This is a genomic window from Chitinophaga flava, assembly GCF_003308995.1.
Lineage (GTDB): Bacteria > Bacteroidota > Bacteroidia > Chitinophagales > Chitinophagaceae > Chitinophaga > Chitinophaga flava.
The window spans coordinates 1,877,182-1,893,204 of sequence record NZ_QFFJ01000001.1 but is presented as its reverse complement, the minus strand read 5'-3'; the positions used below and the strand labels follow the sequence as shown (position 1 = coordinate 1,893,204).

The window sequence follows — 16,023 nt, the reverse complement described above, 5'->3', positions numbered from 1 at the left end:
AGTAATGATAGATTTTGGTCTCTCTTAAATTCAAAAGCGCTTTTGTTAATTCAATGATCCCTTTTCGATTGGTCCCACCAGGGGAGTTATTATTGATTTTTGATAATAATTGTGGAATTACTTATTTCATATTTGATATTATTCAGGTCTAGTATTTTTAGAAATTCAGAAAGATTCTCGTTGCGTTTTAATTTACCGGTGAATTTTATATCTGTGACATGATCTTCAAACTGAACATTTACATCATACCATCTTTCTATTTGTCGCATAACTGCAGAAAGGGGGACAGAAGAAAATTGAGTATAGCCGTTTTTCCATGCTACTACGGCATTTACATCTATCGTTTTATTAAGGTTCATTTCCCCTTTCCGGTTTATATTTACCTGCTGGTCAGGTAATAACACCTGGGATTGTAGGGTCTTATCCGCGTGTACTCTTACTTTTCCTTCCAGTAAGGTGGTACTTACAAACGGTTCATTGGAGTAGGTGTTAATATTAAACTTGGTTCCTAAAACTTCCACCCTGTAGCCGGCATTGGTTGCTGAATTATTATCTGCTTCAACAATAAACGATACAGGTTGATCGTGATTGCCAATCAGGTGTTTCACCTCAAAATATACCTCTCCTGTTATATATACCTTTCGTTCTCCGGTAGTGAAAGCTACCGGGAATCTGATGGAAGAAGCAGCATTCAACCATACTTTACTGCCATCTGATAGTTGCAGGGAGTATTGGCCACCACGAGGAGTGGAGATGTTGTTATATAATAATTTTTCATCTTTCTTTTCTTCTGCACTATAGATGATTTCACCGGTTTGAGTTTTTACAACACGTCCTTGTCCCTGCGTGGCAAGCAATCCGTTTTGGGCGCTATCCAATGCGATGGTTTGGCCATTGCTGAGGGTAAGGGTAGCCTTGTTACTTCCACTGGTGGTATTCAGATCAGAAGGTGTAATCCGGGCTAATGGCATGTTACCGGAATGGTGAGCGTAATAATAGCCTGACAAGCCAACAAGCGCCGCGACCATTGCTGCCGCTGCCCAGTGCCACCATCTGGAAAATAATGCCCTGCGTTGTATATTGGTTTCAGTAGTGACGTCGGCTGTGTTGGAAAGAATTTCTCTTAATATATTTTCGGCATCTGCGGTACTTAAAAATGTACTTATTTGTACCGGATATTGATCAATATCTTCAATGGTTTGCGCAATCAGCTCTTTTACCGTTATTTCATTTCCGGTAAGGGAAAATAATTCAAATAATTCCGATAGTTCTTCCTCAGAACAACTATCATTCACATATTTATGGAATAATTCCAGCAATCGGTCCTGCATAAACGCTGATATAAGTGCCACCAAAAATATTAGACGCACGGCATTTATGCAAAGGGGTATATAAACAAAAAATATTTTTTTAGAAAACGATGGTGTCGTCTAACGTATTTGAAGTCAATATATTAGTCTCATTCGAAAGAGCATGGCTTTCATGAGAATGTGGATCAAATTCACCAAAATTGTTTGTGTAGTCGCAAACGCATAGGAAGATTACCAGCAAGAAACTTTGGTCCCGTAAAAAGGTTTGTACAATTTTATTGGCAGCCATAATATGTTTCTTTACGGTTTCTTTGGAGATCTTTAATTGTGCAGCTATTTCATCATGACTAAATCCTGCTGTTCTGCTTAAATGGTACACATGTTTTTGCTGAGGGGTTAATAAGCGGGCTGCCTGGGATAAGCTGGCCTGCAGGTCGTGCAACTTAATGGATTCTTCCGTGCTGCTATCTACATCGGCGCTATTTTCATGAATCGTTCTGATAACTTTTACTTCTGCTTTCTTTCTTCTTAACCTACTATAAATATTGTTGCGCACCATGGTATGCAGGTAGGCATTGAAGTTTTCAATTTCATGGAGCGATTCCCGGTTTAGCCAAATGGTCGTAAATACTTCCTGCAAGACATCTTTGCTGTTGATGTCTGATTTCAATAGTTTTTGAGCAGCGAAATATACTTTCGCCCTATGTTTTTCAAATAGTCTTACAAATGCAGTTTCGTCACCCTCCGCTATTGCAAGCAAAAGCATTTTATCCTCCATTGTTAGCCAATTACTTAGTCGGACTAAAGTAGTAAAAATATATTGATAAGTTATTTATAAAGCCATTTCCTGATCCATTTGGTATAACGGGGCATTACCAGATAAACCATCAGTAGCACAATAACGCCCGAAACGAAAAACGAATCAATGAATCGTATGTGGGGTACTTTCAGGAATCTTAATACCGGTACTAAAATCAGCGGAATAATGGTGGTCAAAGGATAAATTGCCGACCATGTTACAAGAAACTGTTTCCACCGGACAGGTGGTTTTACTTTGTCATTTTCCGGTGTGAACAAAAAATCCAACCCGGTTTTTATATGATAATTGTCATCTGTCACCAGGACCGGACGGATTTTTTCAATCAGGCGTTTCCTGGCAGGAGATTCTATCCAAAGTTTCAGATGGTCTATTGTATCAAACCGTACGATGATGGTGTATAAATAGGTAAGACCGGTAATCGGACGGATAATATGCCAGTCAAGATGTCCAACAGCACTTCTGCAAAGCGGGCCTATTTCATTCAGCCAGTCTTCATATTCCTGATACTTTCCTTCCATAACCTGGTGCGATATCACCACCGCTGCACCGTCTTTTTCCATAGGAGAATGCATAATTATTAATTGTTATTTTATCTGAAATGGTTGATATTTAGCTATAGAATCAAAAATATAAATTTTGAAATGATTATTGAGCATTGAGGTACATGAATAGTTTAGGTAAACAAGTGATTGAATGAATATCTATAATCCCGAAAAAAGTATGAAAATAATAATCATAGGAGGCTCCATCGGCGGACTCAGCGCAGGCATTGCACTTGATTGCAAGGGATACGATGTTGAAATTTATGAACGCTCCGCAGGCCGTATGCAGGACAGAGGTGCAGGATTAGTTATTCAGCCGGACATGATAGATTATTTGCAGGAACACCGTATTGCCGCAAAAGAAATTTTTGGTATTCCGGCATATGAAAGACAGGTGCTAAATAGTAATGGGCATCCGTCTTACACATTTAAAAACGATACTTCATTCACCTCCTGGAATTACATCTGGCAACAACTCAAGGATTACTTTCCGGAGAACCGGTATTTCTTTGGTCATCAATTGGAAAAGATAGAAGAAAAAGACAATCAGGTAACGGTAACTTTTGCCAACGGTGTTGAGAAAACAGCCGACCTGGTTGTTGGTGCAGATGGATACAGCTCTGTAACGAGAGCACATTTTTTGCCGGAATCTGTACCTGCTTATGCAGGTTATGTTGCATACCGTGGGTTGATACCGGAAAGTAAAATGACCGATGAAGAAATTGCTTTTTTTGAGAATAAATTTTCCATCTATCCTTACCAGCATTCTCACTTGCTCTGTTACTTGGTGCCAGGTACAAAAGGAGAATTAAACAGAGGACAACGCTTATACAATTGGGTTTGGTATCTTAATAAATCAGAACAACAATTAAACGAAATCCTAACAGATAAAGACGGCAAAAAGAGACTATATGCTGTGCCTCCTGCTTTCCTGAGCAACAAATCCATCAACGACCTTCATCAACTTGCAAACGAGGAACTTCCTGCCATTCTCAGAGACAGGGTACTTCAAACCGAAAATCCCTTTGTTCAGGTAATTGTAGACCTGGCTGTTCCCCAAATGTATAGCGGACGTATTGTGTTGCTCGGCGATGCGGCTTTTGTTGTAAGGCCCCATACCGCTTCCGGCACTGCTAAAGCTTATCGTGATGCTATCGCACTGGCGGATAGTTTGTATTATCATAAAGATGATATTGACAGCGCATTGCCTCACTGGAATGAGCTGCAAATAAGAGAAGCATCCCACCTCATACAGTATGGCAAACAATTGGCGCTAAGAAGCGGGCTTGGAGGATAACCAGCCCTTTGCATATACTGCAAAAGTAGCTAACTTAGGAAACACACCGTTCTTTATGATATGCTGTATCCGTTCCTCAATTATTTTTTCTTTTTGTTTCACACGTTGCTGATGTTATTTAACACAGTAGGCTGGATGTTCCGGGCAACCCGAAAATGGAACCTGGTCACCCTTTTAGTGACAGCCTTCTCCTGGTTTGTATTAGGGATCTGGTATGGCTGGGGGTATTGCTTCTGTACAGACTGGCACTGGAAGGTACGCGAGCATCTCGGATACCACGACCATTCAGATTCTTATGTTCATTTTCTGTTGCTAAAACTTACCGGCATTAATTTCAATCCCCGTCTGGTAGACTATGTTACACTTATTGTATTTCTGATAAGCCTGATAATGAGCCTGTGGCTGAATTTCAGGAAACGGAAAAGCTGATTTGGGAAAAAAACATCCGTTGATGAGGGCTGGTGCAGTATATCCGCCTGTTCCCCTCATGCAGTGGCTATTATGATGAATGGTCAAAAAAAGACAATGTCTGAGAGGGAGGTATGCATGAATAGTGCTAACTTTTATAAGCGTTATTGAATAGCTATCTCCGGGTTTTAGGTCCCGTAGATACATAAGCCCTGTAGGTCTCTTTTTCTAACCAAAATCTCGTATAATGAAAAAAACTGTCATTACTCTTACGGTCCTTTTGATGGCCGTTGCAGCCCATGCCCAGTTCAACAGTGTACCTAGTGGCGGTAATAAAACAGCTTCCGTCAGCGAAGGTATTGGTATTACACAGGTGGTCATTAATTATAGCCGGCCTGGCGTTAAGAACAGAGAAGGTCATATCTGGGGGGAGGTAGTTCATAAAGGTTTTGCTGATCTCGGCTTTGGGTCTTCCAAGGCAGCACCCTGGCGGGCCGGTGCGAATGAAAACACCACTATCTCGTTCTCTACTGATGTGAAAGTGAATGGGCAGCCACTACCCGCCGGAACTTACGGCTTCTTTGTAGCCTATGACCCGGATGAGAGTACCCTGATCTTCTCCAAAAACGCCAGCTCCTGGGGTAGCTTCTATTACGACCCTAAAGAAGACGCCCTGCGCATAAAAGTGAAACCTGTTGCCGCAGATAAAAGTGTGGAATGGCTCAAATATGAATTTACTGATCAAACACCCACCAGCGCTACTGTTGCATTGGAATGGGAAAAACAGGTCATTCCTTTCAGGATAGACGTTGACCTGATAAAAACGCAGATAACCTCTTTCCGTAAGGAGCTGCGTGGCAGCAGTGGCTTCATCTGGCAAACATGGAATTCGGCGGCCAGTTTCTGTGTACAAAACAATACGAACCTCGAAGAAGCCCTGTTATGGGCTGACACCGCCACCAGCGTGAGTACTGGTGGAACCAACAGCTTCCAGGCCTGGAGCACCAAAGCCGCCATCCTCGATAGTCTCGGCCGGAGAGAAGAAGCGATGGCTGTCATGAAAAAAGCCCTGCCCTACGGTGATGTCAATGAACTGTATTACTACGCCAGAAATCTTGCACATCTCAAAAAAGGAAAAGAAGCATTTGACATCTTTAAAATGGACTACGATAAATACCCCAACGAATTCCTTACCAACGCCGGTATGGCCCGTGGATATTCTGCACTCGGCGATTATAAGAAAGCCCTGGGCTATGCCCTGAAAGCCCGCGCACAGGCGCCTGATCTGCCTAACAAAAACCGGCTTGAGCAAATGGTAAAGACCCTCCAGGAAGGAAAAGATATTAACTGATCATCAAATCCGGGACCGCCGCAGGTTGGGCGTAGATGAGGGAGCTATTCTTTATATATTTGTATGATTCAATTAATCCCCAATACTCCATGTACAATAATCTTTTTGCTTATATCAACCGGTATATTTCATCACCACTTAAACGTGAAGAGGAAGCCTTGATTGAAGCCGCTTTTCAGCCTAAAAAACTGAGAAAGAAACAATACTTTCTGCAGGAAGGTGCTGTATGTAAATACGTTGGTTTTATTGTAAAAGGTGCTATGCGGCAATACAGCGTAGATGAAAAAGGCGTAGAACATATCGTACATCTGTATATTGAAAATTATTGGGCATCCGACCGTGAAAGTTCTATTATGCTTACCCCTTCTAAATATAATATTGATGCATGGGAAGATACGGAGCTACTCATTATCACTAGAGCAGAAATGTTGGATTTGATGGGAAAAATACCCGCCCTGGTTGAAATGATACGATTAATGGATGAGAGAAATGCCATTGCTAACCAACGCAGGCTAAACGCTACCATTAGTAATACCGCTGAAAAAAACTATGAAGAATTTGCCGAAAACCATCCACAATTTATACAGCGGTTTCCGCAACACATTATTGCTTCTTATTTGGGTATCACAAAGGAAACTTTAAGCAGAATCAGAAAACAAGCAAAGAAGTAATTATTCACTATACATCTTTCTCTGTATAAAAAGCGTTGATATTTATCAACGCTTTTTTTTATCATTTCTCATCATTGCATGAGCTGCATACAATGCAATTTTACAATGTTGAATCAATAAAGAAATAACATTGAAAAATTTAAAGAAATGAGCAATACAAACTTAAAAAACGCACCAGCTACTCAACTTCTCCGCAAGAGTTTGGACATTTTTTTGGCCAAAGACATGGAAGGCTGGTCAGCGCTTTGTGCTGATGATGTTGTGGCTGAATTTCCTTTTGCGCCTGAAGGCACGCCAGCAAGATTTGAAGGTCGTGACGCACTTTACGCTTATTTGAAAGATTACCCAAGCTATATAGATCTGAAATCTATTCCTGCTTTAAAAATTTACCCGACTGATGATGAAAATGTAGCCATTGCAGAATGGAGTGTTTCAGGTGTTGTAACTGGAAATGGCAACCCTTATGAAATGAGCTACGCTACTTTTGTAACATTCCGTGACGGTCTTATTGTAAACTATCGTGAATATTGGAATCCGCAGGCATTTATGAAGGCAATGAATGGTGGACGTTTTGCTACTGAACGCTAATTACTGTATTCTTATTAAATCATAAAATCATGAAAAAGATATTCACATTATCTATAGCAGTTTTGTTTGCAATTGCGCTGAAAGCGCAGTCTGACGGAACGTTTATCGGTGCAGATCTGATTGTTTATCATGCAAAAATTACTACCCAGAGTCAATCACAACCGCAAGCCTCAGCGCTCGCAGTAAAAAGAGGAAGGATCTATGCCGTGGGTACAGACTCCGAAATACTTAGTCTGAAGGACAATAATACCAAGCTGATTGATGCAAATGGAAGGCGTCTGATCCCCGGATTAAATGACGCACACACCCATATCCTAAGCGAAAGAAGTTTCAATTATACTGTAAGATGGGAGGGGGTGCCTACACTGCAGCGGGCATTAGAGATGCTGAGCGAACAGGCGAAACGAACTCCGGAAGGCCAGTGGGTGAAGGTAATTGGTGGCTGGTCGCCTTACCAGTTTAAAGAAAACAGGTTCCCAACCATGGACGAGCTCAAGAAAGCAGTGCCTGATAGACCGCTGATCGTTCAATACGCTTACAATCAGGCTTTTTTGAACGAGTTGGCGATGAAAGCATTCGGTGTGGGAACCGACAAGTTTCCTGGTATGCCTGGTACCGAATTCGAAAAAGATAAAGAAGGACATTACACCGGTATCGTGCATAGTTATACGTTCACTTTTATCTCGCTGGAATATTTGGTACCTCAGGCTTCCTTCGAAGAGCAGGTGAGTTCAATAACAAATGTAGTCCACGAACTAAACCGTTTCGGCATCACCACAGCTCTTGACGCAGCGGCCGCCAGCGGATATGCCCAGGGGCACGCTCCTATAGACTTTTTAGCAAAGGAAAACCGGCTGAACATACGATTCCCTTTTATCGATATTCAATTTGGAGATGTTAGCGCCCCCACTATGGTAGATGCAGAGATCAACGCTATAACAAGAAGATCCCCCATAAGCCCGAGAGAAAATATTGATCCTATAATGGCGCATGGTCATGAGTATGAAGGCACAGGTGAAATGCTGAGATTGGTACTGCACGATCATGAAAATTTTGATAAGCCGGCTGTCATCGTCAACAAAGATTCGATGCGTCTGTATATAGAAGAAGATGTTGCTAAACTGGTGAAGAAAAGAATACCCTTCCGCATGCATATCAGTTATAATGAAAATATCACACCCTTTCTGGATGCTTTGGAAGATGTAAACCGGAAGACATCTTTGGATGGGTTGCGCTGGAGCATAGAACATGCTGAAACGATAACGCCGGAAAATATTGCCAGGGTAAAGAAACTCGGCGGTGGTATAGCGCTGGACGGCAAAATGGCCTTGCATGGTGATGGTTTTATAAAGACATATAGCCGGGAAAAAGCATTGCAAACACCAAGGTTGCGACTGCTGGTAGATAGCGATATTCCGCTGGCAATGACGACGGACGCATTCAGAGCCTCTTCATTCAACCCCTGGACAAACATTAGCTGGATGATTACAGGGAAGTCTGTATCGGGATCTGAAATGCTCGCAAAAAATAATCGTTTAACCCGTGCTGAAGCGCTTAAATTATTTACTATCGGTCCCGCATGGTTTGAACATCAGGAAGATGAGAATGGTAGGATTGCTCCGGGGTATCTGGCAGATTTTGCTTTACTAAACAAGGATTTCTTTACCATATCAGACAACGAAATAAAATCTGTTTCTTCCGTATTAACAATCGTTGATGGCAGAGTTGTATTTGGTGCCCAGGAATTCAGCAACTTGTCTCCGAAATTGCCTGAAACGATTCCTTCGTGGTCTCCGGTAAAGTACTTTGGAGGTTACTACAAAGAGAATTGACATTTAATATTAGGATACAAAGATTGAATTAAACAGCAACTATAAAAAGCCATTGACAAATGTCGACGGCTTTTTATATCGTTTCTTATCGTTAAGAGATTTGCAATTGATACAATTTTAAATCAATAATGAAGAAATGAAAAAACAAACAAGTTTTTCTACAAAAGGAAACAGGGTTGATGTAGGTCCGTTAACCATACAACGAATGTTACCCAACCAGTATACCAATAAAGTTGGTCCATTTGTATTTCTTGATTATGTAGCGCCTGTTATTAAAGAAACGATTAACAAAAATGGTATGGGTGCACACCCACACAGAGGCATCGCTACATTAACCTATATTCTGCAAGGCGAAGTCGAACATTTTGATAGTGCTGGTAATAGGAGTGAAATTTATTCAGGAGGTGTGCAATGGATGAAAGCAGGTAATGGAATTGTTCACGATGAAAATTTTAATTACGATAGCCAAACCGATAGTAAATACATTCATGGTTTTCAGTTTTGGATAAATCTCCCTGCAAGAAATAAAGCCGAAAAGCCTGCACACGTAACTGTTCAAGCCCATGAAGTACCTTATAAAAATTTACCTGATAAAAGCGGATGGCTAAAAGTTATTATTGGTAATTATGAAGAATTAAGTTCGAAAATTCCGAATTACTCCCGGCAATTTTTGTATCATATACATTTGGAAGCAGGCAAAAAATTTTTGATACAAATTGAAGATAAATTTGAAGTAGCTGCTTTCTTAATCACAGAAAATGTGATGCTAAATGAAATAACATTTCAAAAGAATGAATTGGTGGAGTTTGATAGCAATGCCGGCGAAATTGAAATAAAAAATACATCCGAAGATGCTACTGATATTATGCTGTTTGGTGGTGAAGAATATACAGAACCTGTTGTGTCAGAAGGGCCTTTTGTGATGAATTACCAGGCGGAAATTATAGATGCTTACCGTGATTTTTATGCTGGGAAATATGGGGAAATTAATCTGGCAACAAAAATTTAAAATGAACAATTATGGAAAAGGCAATCAATAAAGTAGCACTGGTAACTGGTGCAGCAACGGGGATCGGTCGTGCTATTGCTATTCGTTTGGCAAAAGACGGGATTGCAGTAGCCGTTAATTATGTGGGTAGTTCGGAACAAGCTGATGAAGTAGTGAATGAAATAAAGAATGCTGGCGGGATAGCAGTCGCCTTTCAGGCAGATGTGAGTGCAGTGACAGAAATTACTGAACTTTTTAATGCCGTCAGTGCGGAATTTGGCGGAATTGATATTGTAGTGGCCAATGCAGGAATTGCCGTAATGGGTATTCCCATTATTGATGTTACGGAAGCTGACTTCGACCGCATCAATGCTGTAAACTACAAAGGAACATATTTTGTGTTGCAACAGGCAGCCAGACAAGTCAGGGATGGCGGACGCATTATTCAGATATCTTCAACGAGTGCGCTTTATCCGGCAGCCGGACTTGGAATTTATGCACCAAGTAAAGCCGCCGGTAAAGTGGTTACAGAAATCCTGGCACAAGAACTTGGGCATCGTAAAATATCAGTCAATAGCGTTTTTCCAGGACCAACAACGACACCGCTGTTACAAAAAGAGGTTTCAAAGGAAGAAATGGAAAGAATCGGCCAGAATATGAACTTAGGAAGAATGGGAGAGCCTGAAGATATAGCGGGTGTAGTTGCATTCTTAGCCGGCCCTGAAGGTGCCTGGATAAATGGACAACAAATAATTGTAAACGGAGGTGGTAGAATATAACTTGTATCAAAGTATAAGGCAAAACAATATTGGTAAATCCAATTAGAGATTATATATTGACCATCCAAATTATGCCACCTATGAAATATTTTTTTAGTTTTCTTTTCCTGCTCCACGCAATGGCTACTTTAGGGCAAGCGTCCTTCCCTAAAGGTTTTAAGCTAATAAAAGGTGACAATTTAAGCGGAGAAGATGATAGATACTCTAATGGGAAAGATGTTTTTCAAATGCATTTCTATTTTAGAAGCTATGACGGCGACTACAAGGGGAACGATGAAAAATATAAACAACACATTACAGAAAGCATTGGATACCCGGTGTATAAGACTACGGATGGGCTCTTGTGGGGAACGGGAAAAACGGGTGAATATTACTCCTACCTGGTAGTAGACTGGAGTGGTGAAGTATTTGAACTTTTTTCCAAGGACAATGATGCAGATTTCTCTTACTATTCGAAATGGCTTATTTCTTCTATAAGAGAATATCATAAAAAAGGAAAGATGTTCATGTTTCCGAGGAGGTTCCGTTTGATTTCATGACCCAAGATTAAATAAGCTGAAAAAGGCTGTGTGAACAACATGTGGCCCTGTCTGACAATAAATTTTTTCTAACTAAAAAAGCCTTCAGGTTGAATGACTTGAAGGCTTTTTTAGTTAGCGGGGCGAAGGTTTTGAGCCTTCATCACCTTATAGTAATATAGAAATTACTTCACTTCTTTCAGCATTTCCTTCACGGCAGCTTCCATCTGCGCATCTTTACCAGCGAGGAATTCCTCGTAGCGTAATGGTACGCGGATATCTGGTTCTACCTGCAGGTTTTCAGTAGGACGGTTTTCCTTACCGATAGTTGCTATCGTCGGAATACCGAATCTGATAGAAGGGTCAATCTGTGTCTCCCACCATACTGCGGTCCCGGTACCGGCTGCTGGCATACCTATCAGTTTACCTATCTTTTCTTGTTTGTAGACATACGGGAAGATGACAGCATCACTGTAGTTTCCTTCATTCATCACTACGCAGCTAGGGCCCTGCCAGTTTCCCACCGGGTCACCGGCATCCAGACGATGGCCTTGCGGCGCGTAGTCCAGGTATTTTTTGCCAGTCAGGAATTGCATGAGGTCATCATGCAGCCATCCGCCACCGTTGAAACGTGTGTCCACGATGAGGGCTTTTTTGCCTTTGTTTTTACCCATTGCCACATCATATACGGTACGGAAAGAAGGGTCGTCCATGCTTTTTACGTGTACGTAACCTACTTTTCCGTCAGACAGTTTGTCTACCATTTCAGACATGCTGTTTACCCAACGTTTGTACATCAATCTGGATTCTTCACGTACAGAGATAGGCTTAACGGTTTCGTCCCAACGTTGTTTTGACACAGGGTTGTAAATGCTGAGCAGTACATTGGTACCCATTTTACGATTCAACAAGGATGACCAGTCGAAATCGCTGGTAATAGCTACGCCATCAATTTTCTCGATGATATCGCCTTTTTTCAGGTTGGAAGCAGCTCTATCCAATGGTCCGCCTTTGATTACCTCATCTACTTTCAAACCGTCTGCTTTGAAGGTTTCATCGTAGAGCAGGCCGAGGGCATCTGTCTGGTCGCCATTTGGAATCGTGGTAAAATACTGGCCACCCGTATGGGAAGCATTCAGTTCGCCCAGCAGTTCACTCAGTAATTCCTGGAAGTCGTAATTATTGCTGATATAAGGCAGGAAACGAGCGTAATTGTCGCCATACATTTTCCAGTCTATACCATGGAGTGTAGGATCATAGAATTCCTCTTTCACTAGTTTCCATGCGTGCCAGTAGATGTATTCGCGTTCTTTTGCCTGGTTGAGTGCCATTTCGGTATTGATATTGATAGGCGTTACTTTACCGGAGTTGACATCTACTTTCACCACGCTACCGCTAGTGCTTACAAAGAGGGTATTACCATCTTTGCTGAGTGCCATACTACCGGGAGATTCGCCCATTTTAGCGAGGATGCTGGTTTGCCTGGTTCTTGGTTCAGTTACCCAGAGATCGTAGCCTTTTTCAAACTCGGCCATGTAGAATACTTTGCTTGCGTCTTTATTTACTACGTAATCAGCGATAGATGCGGAGTTGATAGTCAGGCGTACCCTGCGACTTTCCAGGTTATTGAAATCAGGTTGGAATGCTTTTTTAGCAGCAGTGCTGTCTTTTTCTTTTGCTCTGGAATCGCCGGATTCTTTCAAAAGGGCAAATTCATTTTTGGACAATTTGAATTTATCGTATGTTTCCTGATCCAGGAAAACGCCATAAATATCGGATTCGCGGCTACCTTCTTTCCCGAGGGATCTACGTCCATCACGATCGCTGGTCCAGGTCATGAGTTTGCCTTCTGCCGTCCATTTACCATTGACTTCACCGAAGCCGCTGTTTACAGGATAGAAAGGTGTTCCGTTTCCAACAGCTGGCAATAAGGAGATATTGCTAACGCCGAAGGTCACGAAGCTGGCATTTCTTTGATCATCCACGAGGATCCATTTACTGTCGGGACTCCAGTTAAATGCCCAGTCGCCATCAGCGTAAGAGTGGTTATGACCTTCCGGCAGAATGGGTCTGCTTTTACCACTGGCCAGGTTGAATATTTTGAGAATATTACGATTTTCCACGTAAGCCACTTCTTTACCATCCGGAGAGAATTTTGGCTGGAATTCTTCCGCAGCGGTCGCAATCAGCGGTTCTTCTTTCAGCAGGGTAGCACTGAAGAAGTAAGGCTCTTCCTTGCGAACGCGTGTAGTCTGGTAGATATCCCAGTTACCATTGCGTTCAGCAGCATAGATCAAGCGTTTACCGTCCGGAGACCATTCCACCATTCTTTCCTGTTGGGGCGTATTGGTAATACGTTTGGTCATATTACCTTCCGCGCTGCTCACATACACCTCTCCTCTGGCTACAAAAGCCATCTCCTTACCGTCAGGGCTCATCGCAAATTCGGTAATGTTACCTGTCACAGGAATATTTTTCACCACGCCTTCACGGCCATCGTTGAAGATCCGGACAGCTACTTTGTGAGGTTTCTCTCCTTCTTTCATCGTGTATACTTCTCCGTTATAGGTAAAGCAGAAGGTATTGTCTTGGGCTCTGGTCAGGTTACGAACCGGATGATTCGTAAAGCTGGTCAGTTGCTCCATTTTGGATTTATCGGTCAGCGAGCTTTTGAAGAGGTTTTGAGAGATACCACCTTTTTCGCTCAGGTAGTACACATCGTTATTGTTACCGAAAACAGGCTCACGGTCTTCACCTTCATAGGTAGAGATTTGTTCGTAGGTACCTTTAGCCACATCCATTAACCAGATATCGCGGGTAACAGAAGAGGTATGGTGTTTACGTAAAGGATCCTCATGTCCTTTACAATCCTGGAAGATAATTTTGCTGCCATCTTTGTTATAAGCGGCGGCATCGAAGCCGGCGGCACTTACCAGGAAAGGTCTTCCGCCGGTAACAGGTACGGTGTACGTGTTACGGAAAGCGGAGTAAGGGAAGCGGGAACTCAGAGCAGGAGCATTTCTAACACTACCAAACAATACCTGTTTGTTATCCGGGCTGAAATCGTACGGATAATCTGCCGCGCTGTTGGTGGTAAGACGTACAGGTATGCCGCCGGTAGCTGGCATAACGAACACGTCGAAGTTACCATAACGATCGCTGGCGAATGCGATGTATTTACTGTCGTGGCTCCATACAGGCATCATATCATGTGCCTCATGGATGGTGAGTGGAACAGCCACGCCACCTTTGGCGTCTACGCGGTAAATATCACCCTTGTAACCAAAAGCAATAGTACTTCCATCAGGGGATATTGAAGGGTTTCTAAGCCATAGGGCATTATCCTGGGCATAGGAGCTGGCAGCCACCATTAATGCTGCACAGCCAAAAATAAATTTCTTCATAAGCGGAACTTAGGGGTATAAGAAGGTCTAATATAATGAAATGTCATAGAAGGCTGCAACTTTTATATAGAAAATAAGCAGCTATGATAGCTAACCAATGCGGCTGGCTGGTATCATCATCATTGGCGGAACCGCCATACCAGACATTAAAAAAGCAGTTCTGCATAAACAGAACTGCTGTATATAAACCTTTGAATATGTAAAATAATGTCAGTGGTTTATTGTACCTCAATGGTTGGATCCCAGTAGAAGTAGCCATAAAGCACCTGATTCTCCCCGATTTCATCCAGTTCATATAGAGCAAGATATATGGTGAAGCTTTCTGTACCTTTATTTTTTATCTTAGAATCATATGAATAAAATGTCTGGGCGACAGCTGCTGCCGGAACAGCATTGGGTAATGAAGGTACTACTGCACCAGTCATAGTAATCGAATTTGACGTAAATTGGTTAAATACATTAATTGAGCCGTTGGGCTGTATTTGATAGACAATAACAGCATTTTCTGAATTGCCGGAAATAGTGGTCGCCCTGAAAGAAACGGAGTCGTGCAAATTTGCCTTGAAGGTAATATTCCCCGGGCCAGATTCCCCCATATAGTGGTCATAAGGGCATCGCATTGTGATACCCTGGTTGTAATGAATAGGCTGGGGTTTTTTCGGGTCCTGACTTGGATTGGGATTGAGTGACTTAATCTGTTCAACGTCAACGATCGTTAATACACTGATGTTGTTACCTACAGATCTTTGAGTAGCTCTTGAATGGTTAGGAGCTTGCGCTGTGTTTGACATGCGATGTGGAGTTAAAGTTTTACCTACTCTGTTCTGGCTTTTCGGTATCCGCCATAGATGTATATATATCAGAAAAAAATGCTGATCATCTTTGGAAAGAGAAGCCAAATGTGAGTAGATAACACCGGGAATGAGATGATATTGGTCTGTTGCTGCCCTTTTAAGTGGTGCATTAATGTTATGGTATTTGAGGTTAAGAACCGGTTATTTGAGCTCGTAATTTTTTACGCAAATAGATAACAGTGCTTGATTGGATTTTGTTCACGGATGGGGAAATAATTTCAAAAAAGAAATTTTCTAATAGAAAATGTAATAGCGCTTTATTAGTATCTGTTGAAATGCTTAGATTTTTATCTATGGTGTTTGCGTTTGGGGAATTGCTTGAAAATGCTGGTTTACCTGCAAAAAATTTGTAATGATGTTGATCTAATGTCTGTATAAAAAACACAAATGTTTTTTCTCAATTAGTCCACTTTTTTTTCTGTAGTTGAGAGGTGCAGATTACAACACTCTCGACACTTTTTGGGAGCCATTTAACCTACGTATATGCCATCGGGTAAGTGCCAATTTTCTACTTACATCTTTATAAAAAGATAAAGAGCCAAATGGAAATACTTGATTCCATTTGGCTCTAATCGAAAAGTGCGGACTGGACGGGACTCGAACCCGCGACCTCCGCCGTGACAGGGCGGCATTCTAACCAACTGAACTACCAATCCGTTTG

Annotated in this window: 14 protein-coding genes and 1 tRNA gene; 9 read left to right on the top strand and 6 right to left on the bottom strand. The window is 41.9% G+C overall.

Features of this window, described 5'->3' with window-relative positions; all coding sequences use genetic code 11:
* Positions 1–89: 89 nt before the first annotated feature.
* The 3 genes from DF182_RS07615 to DF182_RS07605 all read right to left on the bottom strand — a co-directional run bounded on the left by DF182_RS07615 (position 90) and on the right by DF182_RS07605 (position 2,702).
* On the bottom strand, positions 90–1,331 hold the full coding sequence (locus DF182_RS07615) for a FecR family protein (protein ID WP_147243369.1): 1,242 nt from the start codon (positions 1,329–1,331) through the stop codon (positions 90–92).
* A 79-nt stretch (positions 1,332–1,410) separates the two neighbouring features.
* Entirely contained in the window at positions 1,411–2,088 is a 678-nt protein-coding gene (locus tag DF182_RS07610) for an RNA polymerase sigma factor (RefSeq protein ID WP_113615049.1), read from the bottom strand.
* Between the two features lie 50 nt (positions 2,089–2,138).
* Positions 2,139–2,702, bottom strand: coding sequence for an antibiotic biosynthesis monooxygenase (locus tag DF182_RS07605; protein WP_113615048.1), 564 nt, complete (start codon positions 2,700–2,702; stop codon positions 2,139–2,141).
* Positions 2,703–2,850: 148 nt separating this feature from the next.
* Here DF182_RS07605 and DF182_RS07600 point away from each other — a divergent pair, with 148 nt between their 5' ends.
* The 9 genes from DF182_RS07600 to DF182_RS07560 all read left to right on the top strand — a co-directional run bounded on the left by DF182_RS07600 (position 2,851) and on the right by DF182_RS07560 (position 11,125).
* Positions 2,851–3,969, top strand: coding sequence for an FAD binding domain-containing protein (locus DF182_RS07600; protein WP_113616805.1), 1,119 nt, complete (start codon positions 2,851–2,853; stop codon positions 3,967–3,969).
* Between the two features lie 60 nt (positions 3,970–4,029).
* Entirely contained in the window at positions 4,030–4,398 is a 369-nt protein-coding gene (locus DF182_RS07595) for a DUF2784 family protein (RefSeq protein ID WP_113615047.1), read from the top strand.
* A 226-nt stretch (positions 4,399–4,624) separates the two neighbouring features.
* Positions 4,625–5,728 (top strand): DUF2911 domain-containing protein, encoded by a 1,104-nt coding sequence (locus DF182_RS07590; protein ID WP_113615046.1) that lies wholly within the window; start codon positions 4,625–4,627, stop codon positions 5,726–5,728.
* A gap of 89 nt (positions 5,729–5,817) precedes the next feature.
* Positions 5,818–6,399, top strand: coding sequence for a Crp/Fnr family transcriptional regulator (locus tag DF182_RS07585; RefSeq protein WP_113615045.1), 582 nt, complete (start codon positions 5,818–5,820; stop codon positions 6,397–6,399).
* Between the two features lie 147 nt (positions 6,400–6,546).
* Positions 6,547–6,987 (top strand): nuclear transport factor 2 family protein, encoded by a 441-nt coding sequence (locus DF182_RS07580; protein WP_113615044.1) that lies wholly within the window; start codon positions 6,547–6,549, stop codon positions 6,985–6,987.
* A gap of 29 nt (positions 6,988–7,016) precedes the next feature.
* Positions 7,017–8,819 carry an amidohydrolase gene (locus tag DF182_RS07575; RefSeq protein ID WP_113615043.1) on the top strand — a complete coding sequence of 601 codons (1,803 nt, stop codon included), beginning with the start codon at positions 7,017–7,019 and terminating at the stop codon, positions 8,817–8,819.
* A gap of 136 nt (positions 8,820–8,955) precedes the next feature.
* Positions 8,956–9,828, top strand: coding sequence for a pirin family protein (locus DF182_RS07570; RefSeq protein WP_113615042.1), 873 nt, complete (start codon positions 8,956–8,958; stop codon positions 9,826–9,828).
* Positions 9,829–9,839: 11 nt separating this feature from the next.
* A complete protein-coding gene (locus DF182_RS07565) occupies positions 9,840–10,586 on the top strand; it encodes an SDR family oxidoreductase (protein WP_113615041.1) in 747 nt (248 codons plus the stop codon).
* Between the two features lie 80 nt (positions 10,587–10,666).
* A complete protein-coding gene (locus DF182_RS07560; RefSeq protein WP_147243368.1) occupies positions 10,667–11,125 on the top strand; it encodes a hypothetical protein in 459 nt (152 codons plus the stop codon).
* A gap of 164 nt (positions 11,126–11,289) precedes the next feature.
* Here the strand turns inward: DF182_RS07560 and DF182_RS07555 are convergent, their stop codons facing one another.
* The 3 genes from DF182_RS07555 to DF182_RS07545 all read right to left on the bottom strand — a co-directional run bounded on the left by DF182_RS07555 (position 11,290) and on the right by DF182_RS07545 (position 16,018).
* The gene (locus tag DF182_RS07555) at positions 11,290–14,508 is read right to left on the bottom strand and encodes a S41 family peptidase (protein ID WP_113615039.1); all 3,219 of its coding nucleotides are present in this window, start codon (positions 14,506–14,508) and stop codon (positions 11,290–11,292) included.
* Positions 14,509–14,726: 218 nt separating this feature from the next.
* Positions 14,727–15,299: an inclusion body family protein gene (locus tag DF182_RS07550; protein ID WP_113615038.1), complete on the bottom strand. Its 573-nt coding sequence runs from the start codon at positions 15,297–15,299 to the stop codon at positions 14,727–14,729.
* 645 nt (positions 15,300–15,944) lie between these two features.
* Positions 15,945–16,018, bottom strand: a tRNA-Asp gene (locus DF182_RS07545).
* Between the last annotated feature and the right edge of the window lie 5 nt (positions 16,019–16,023).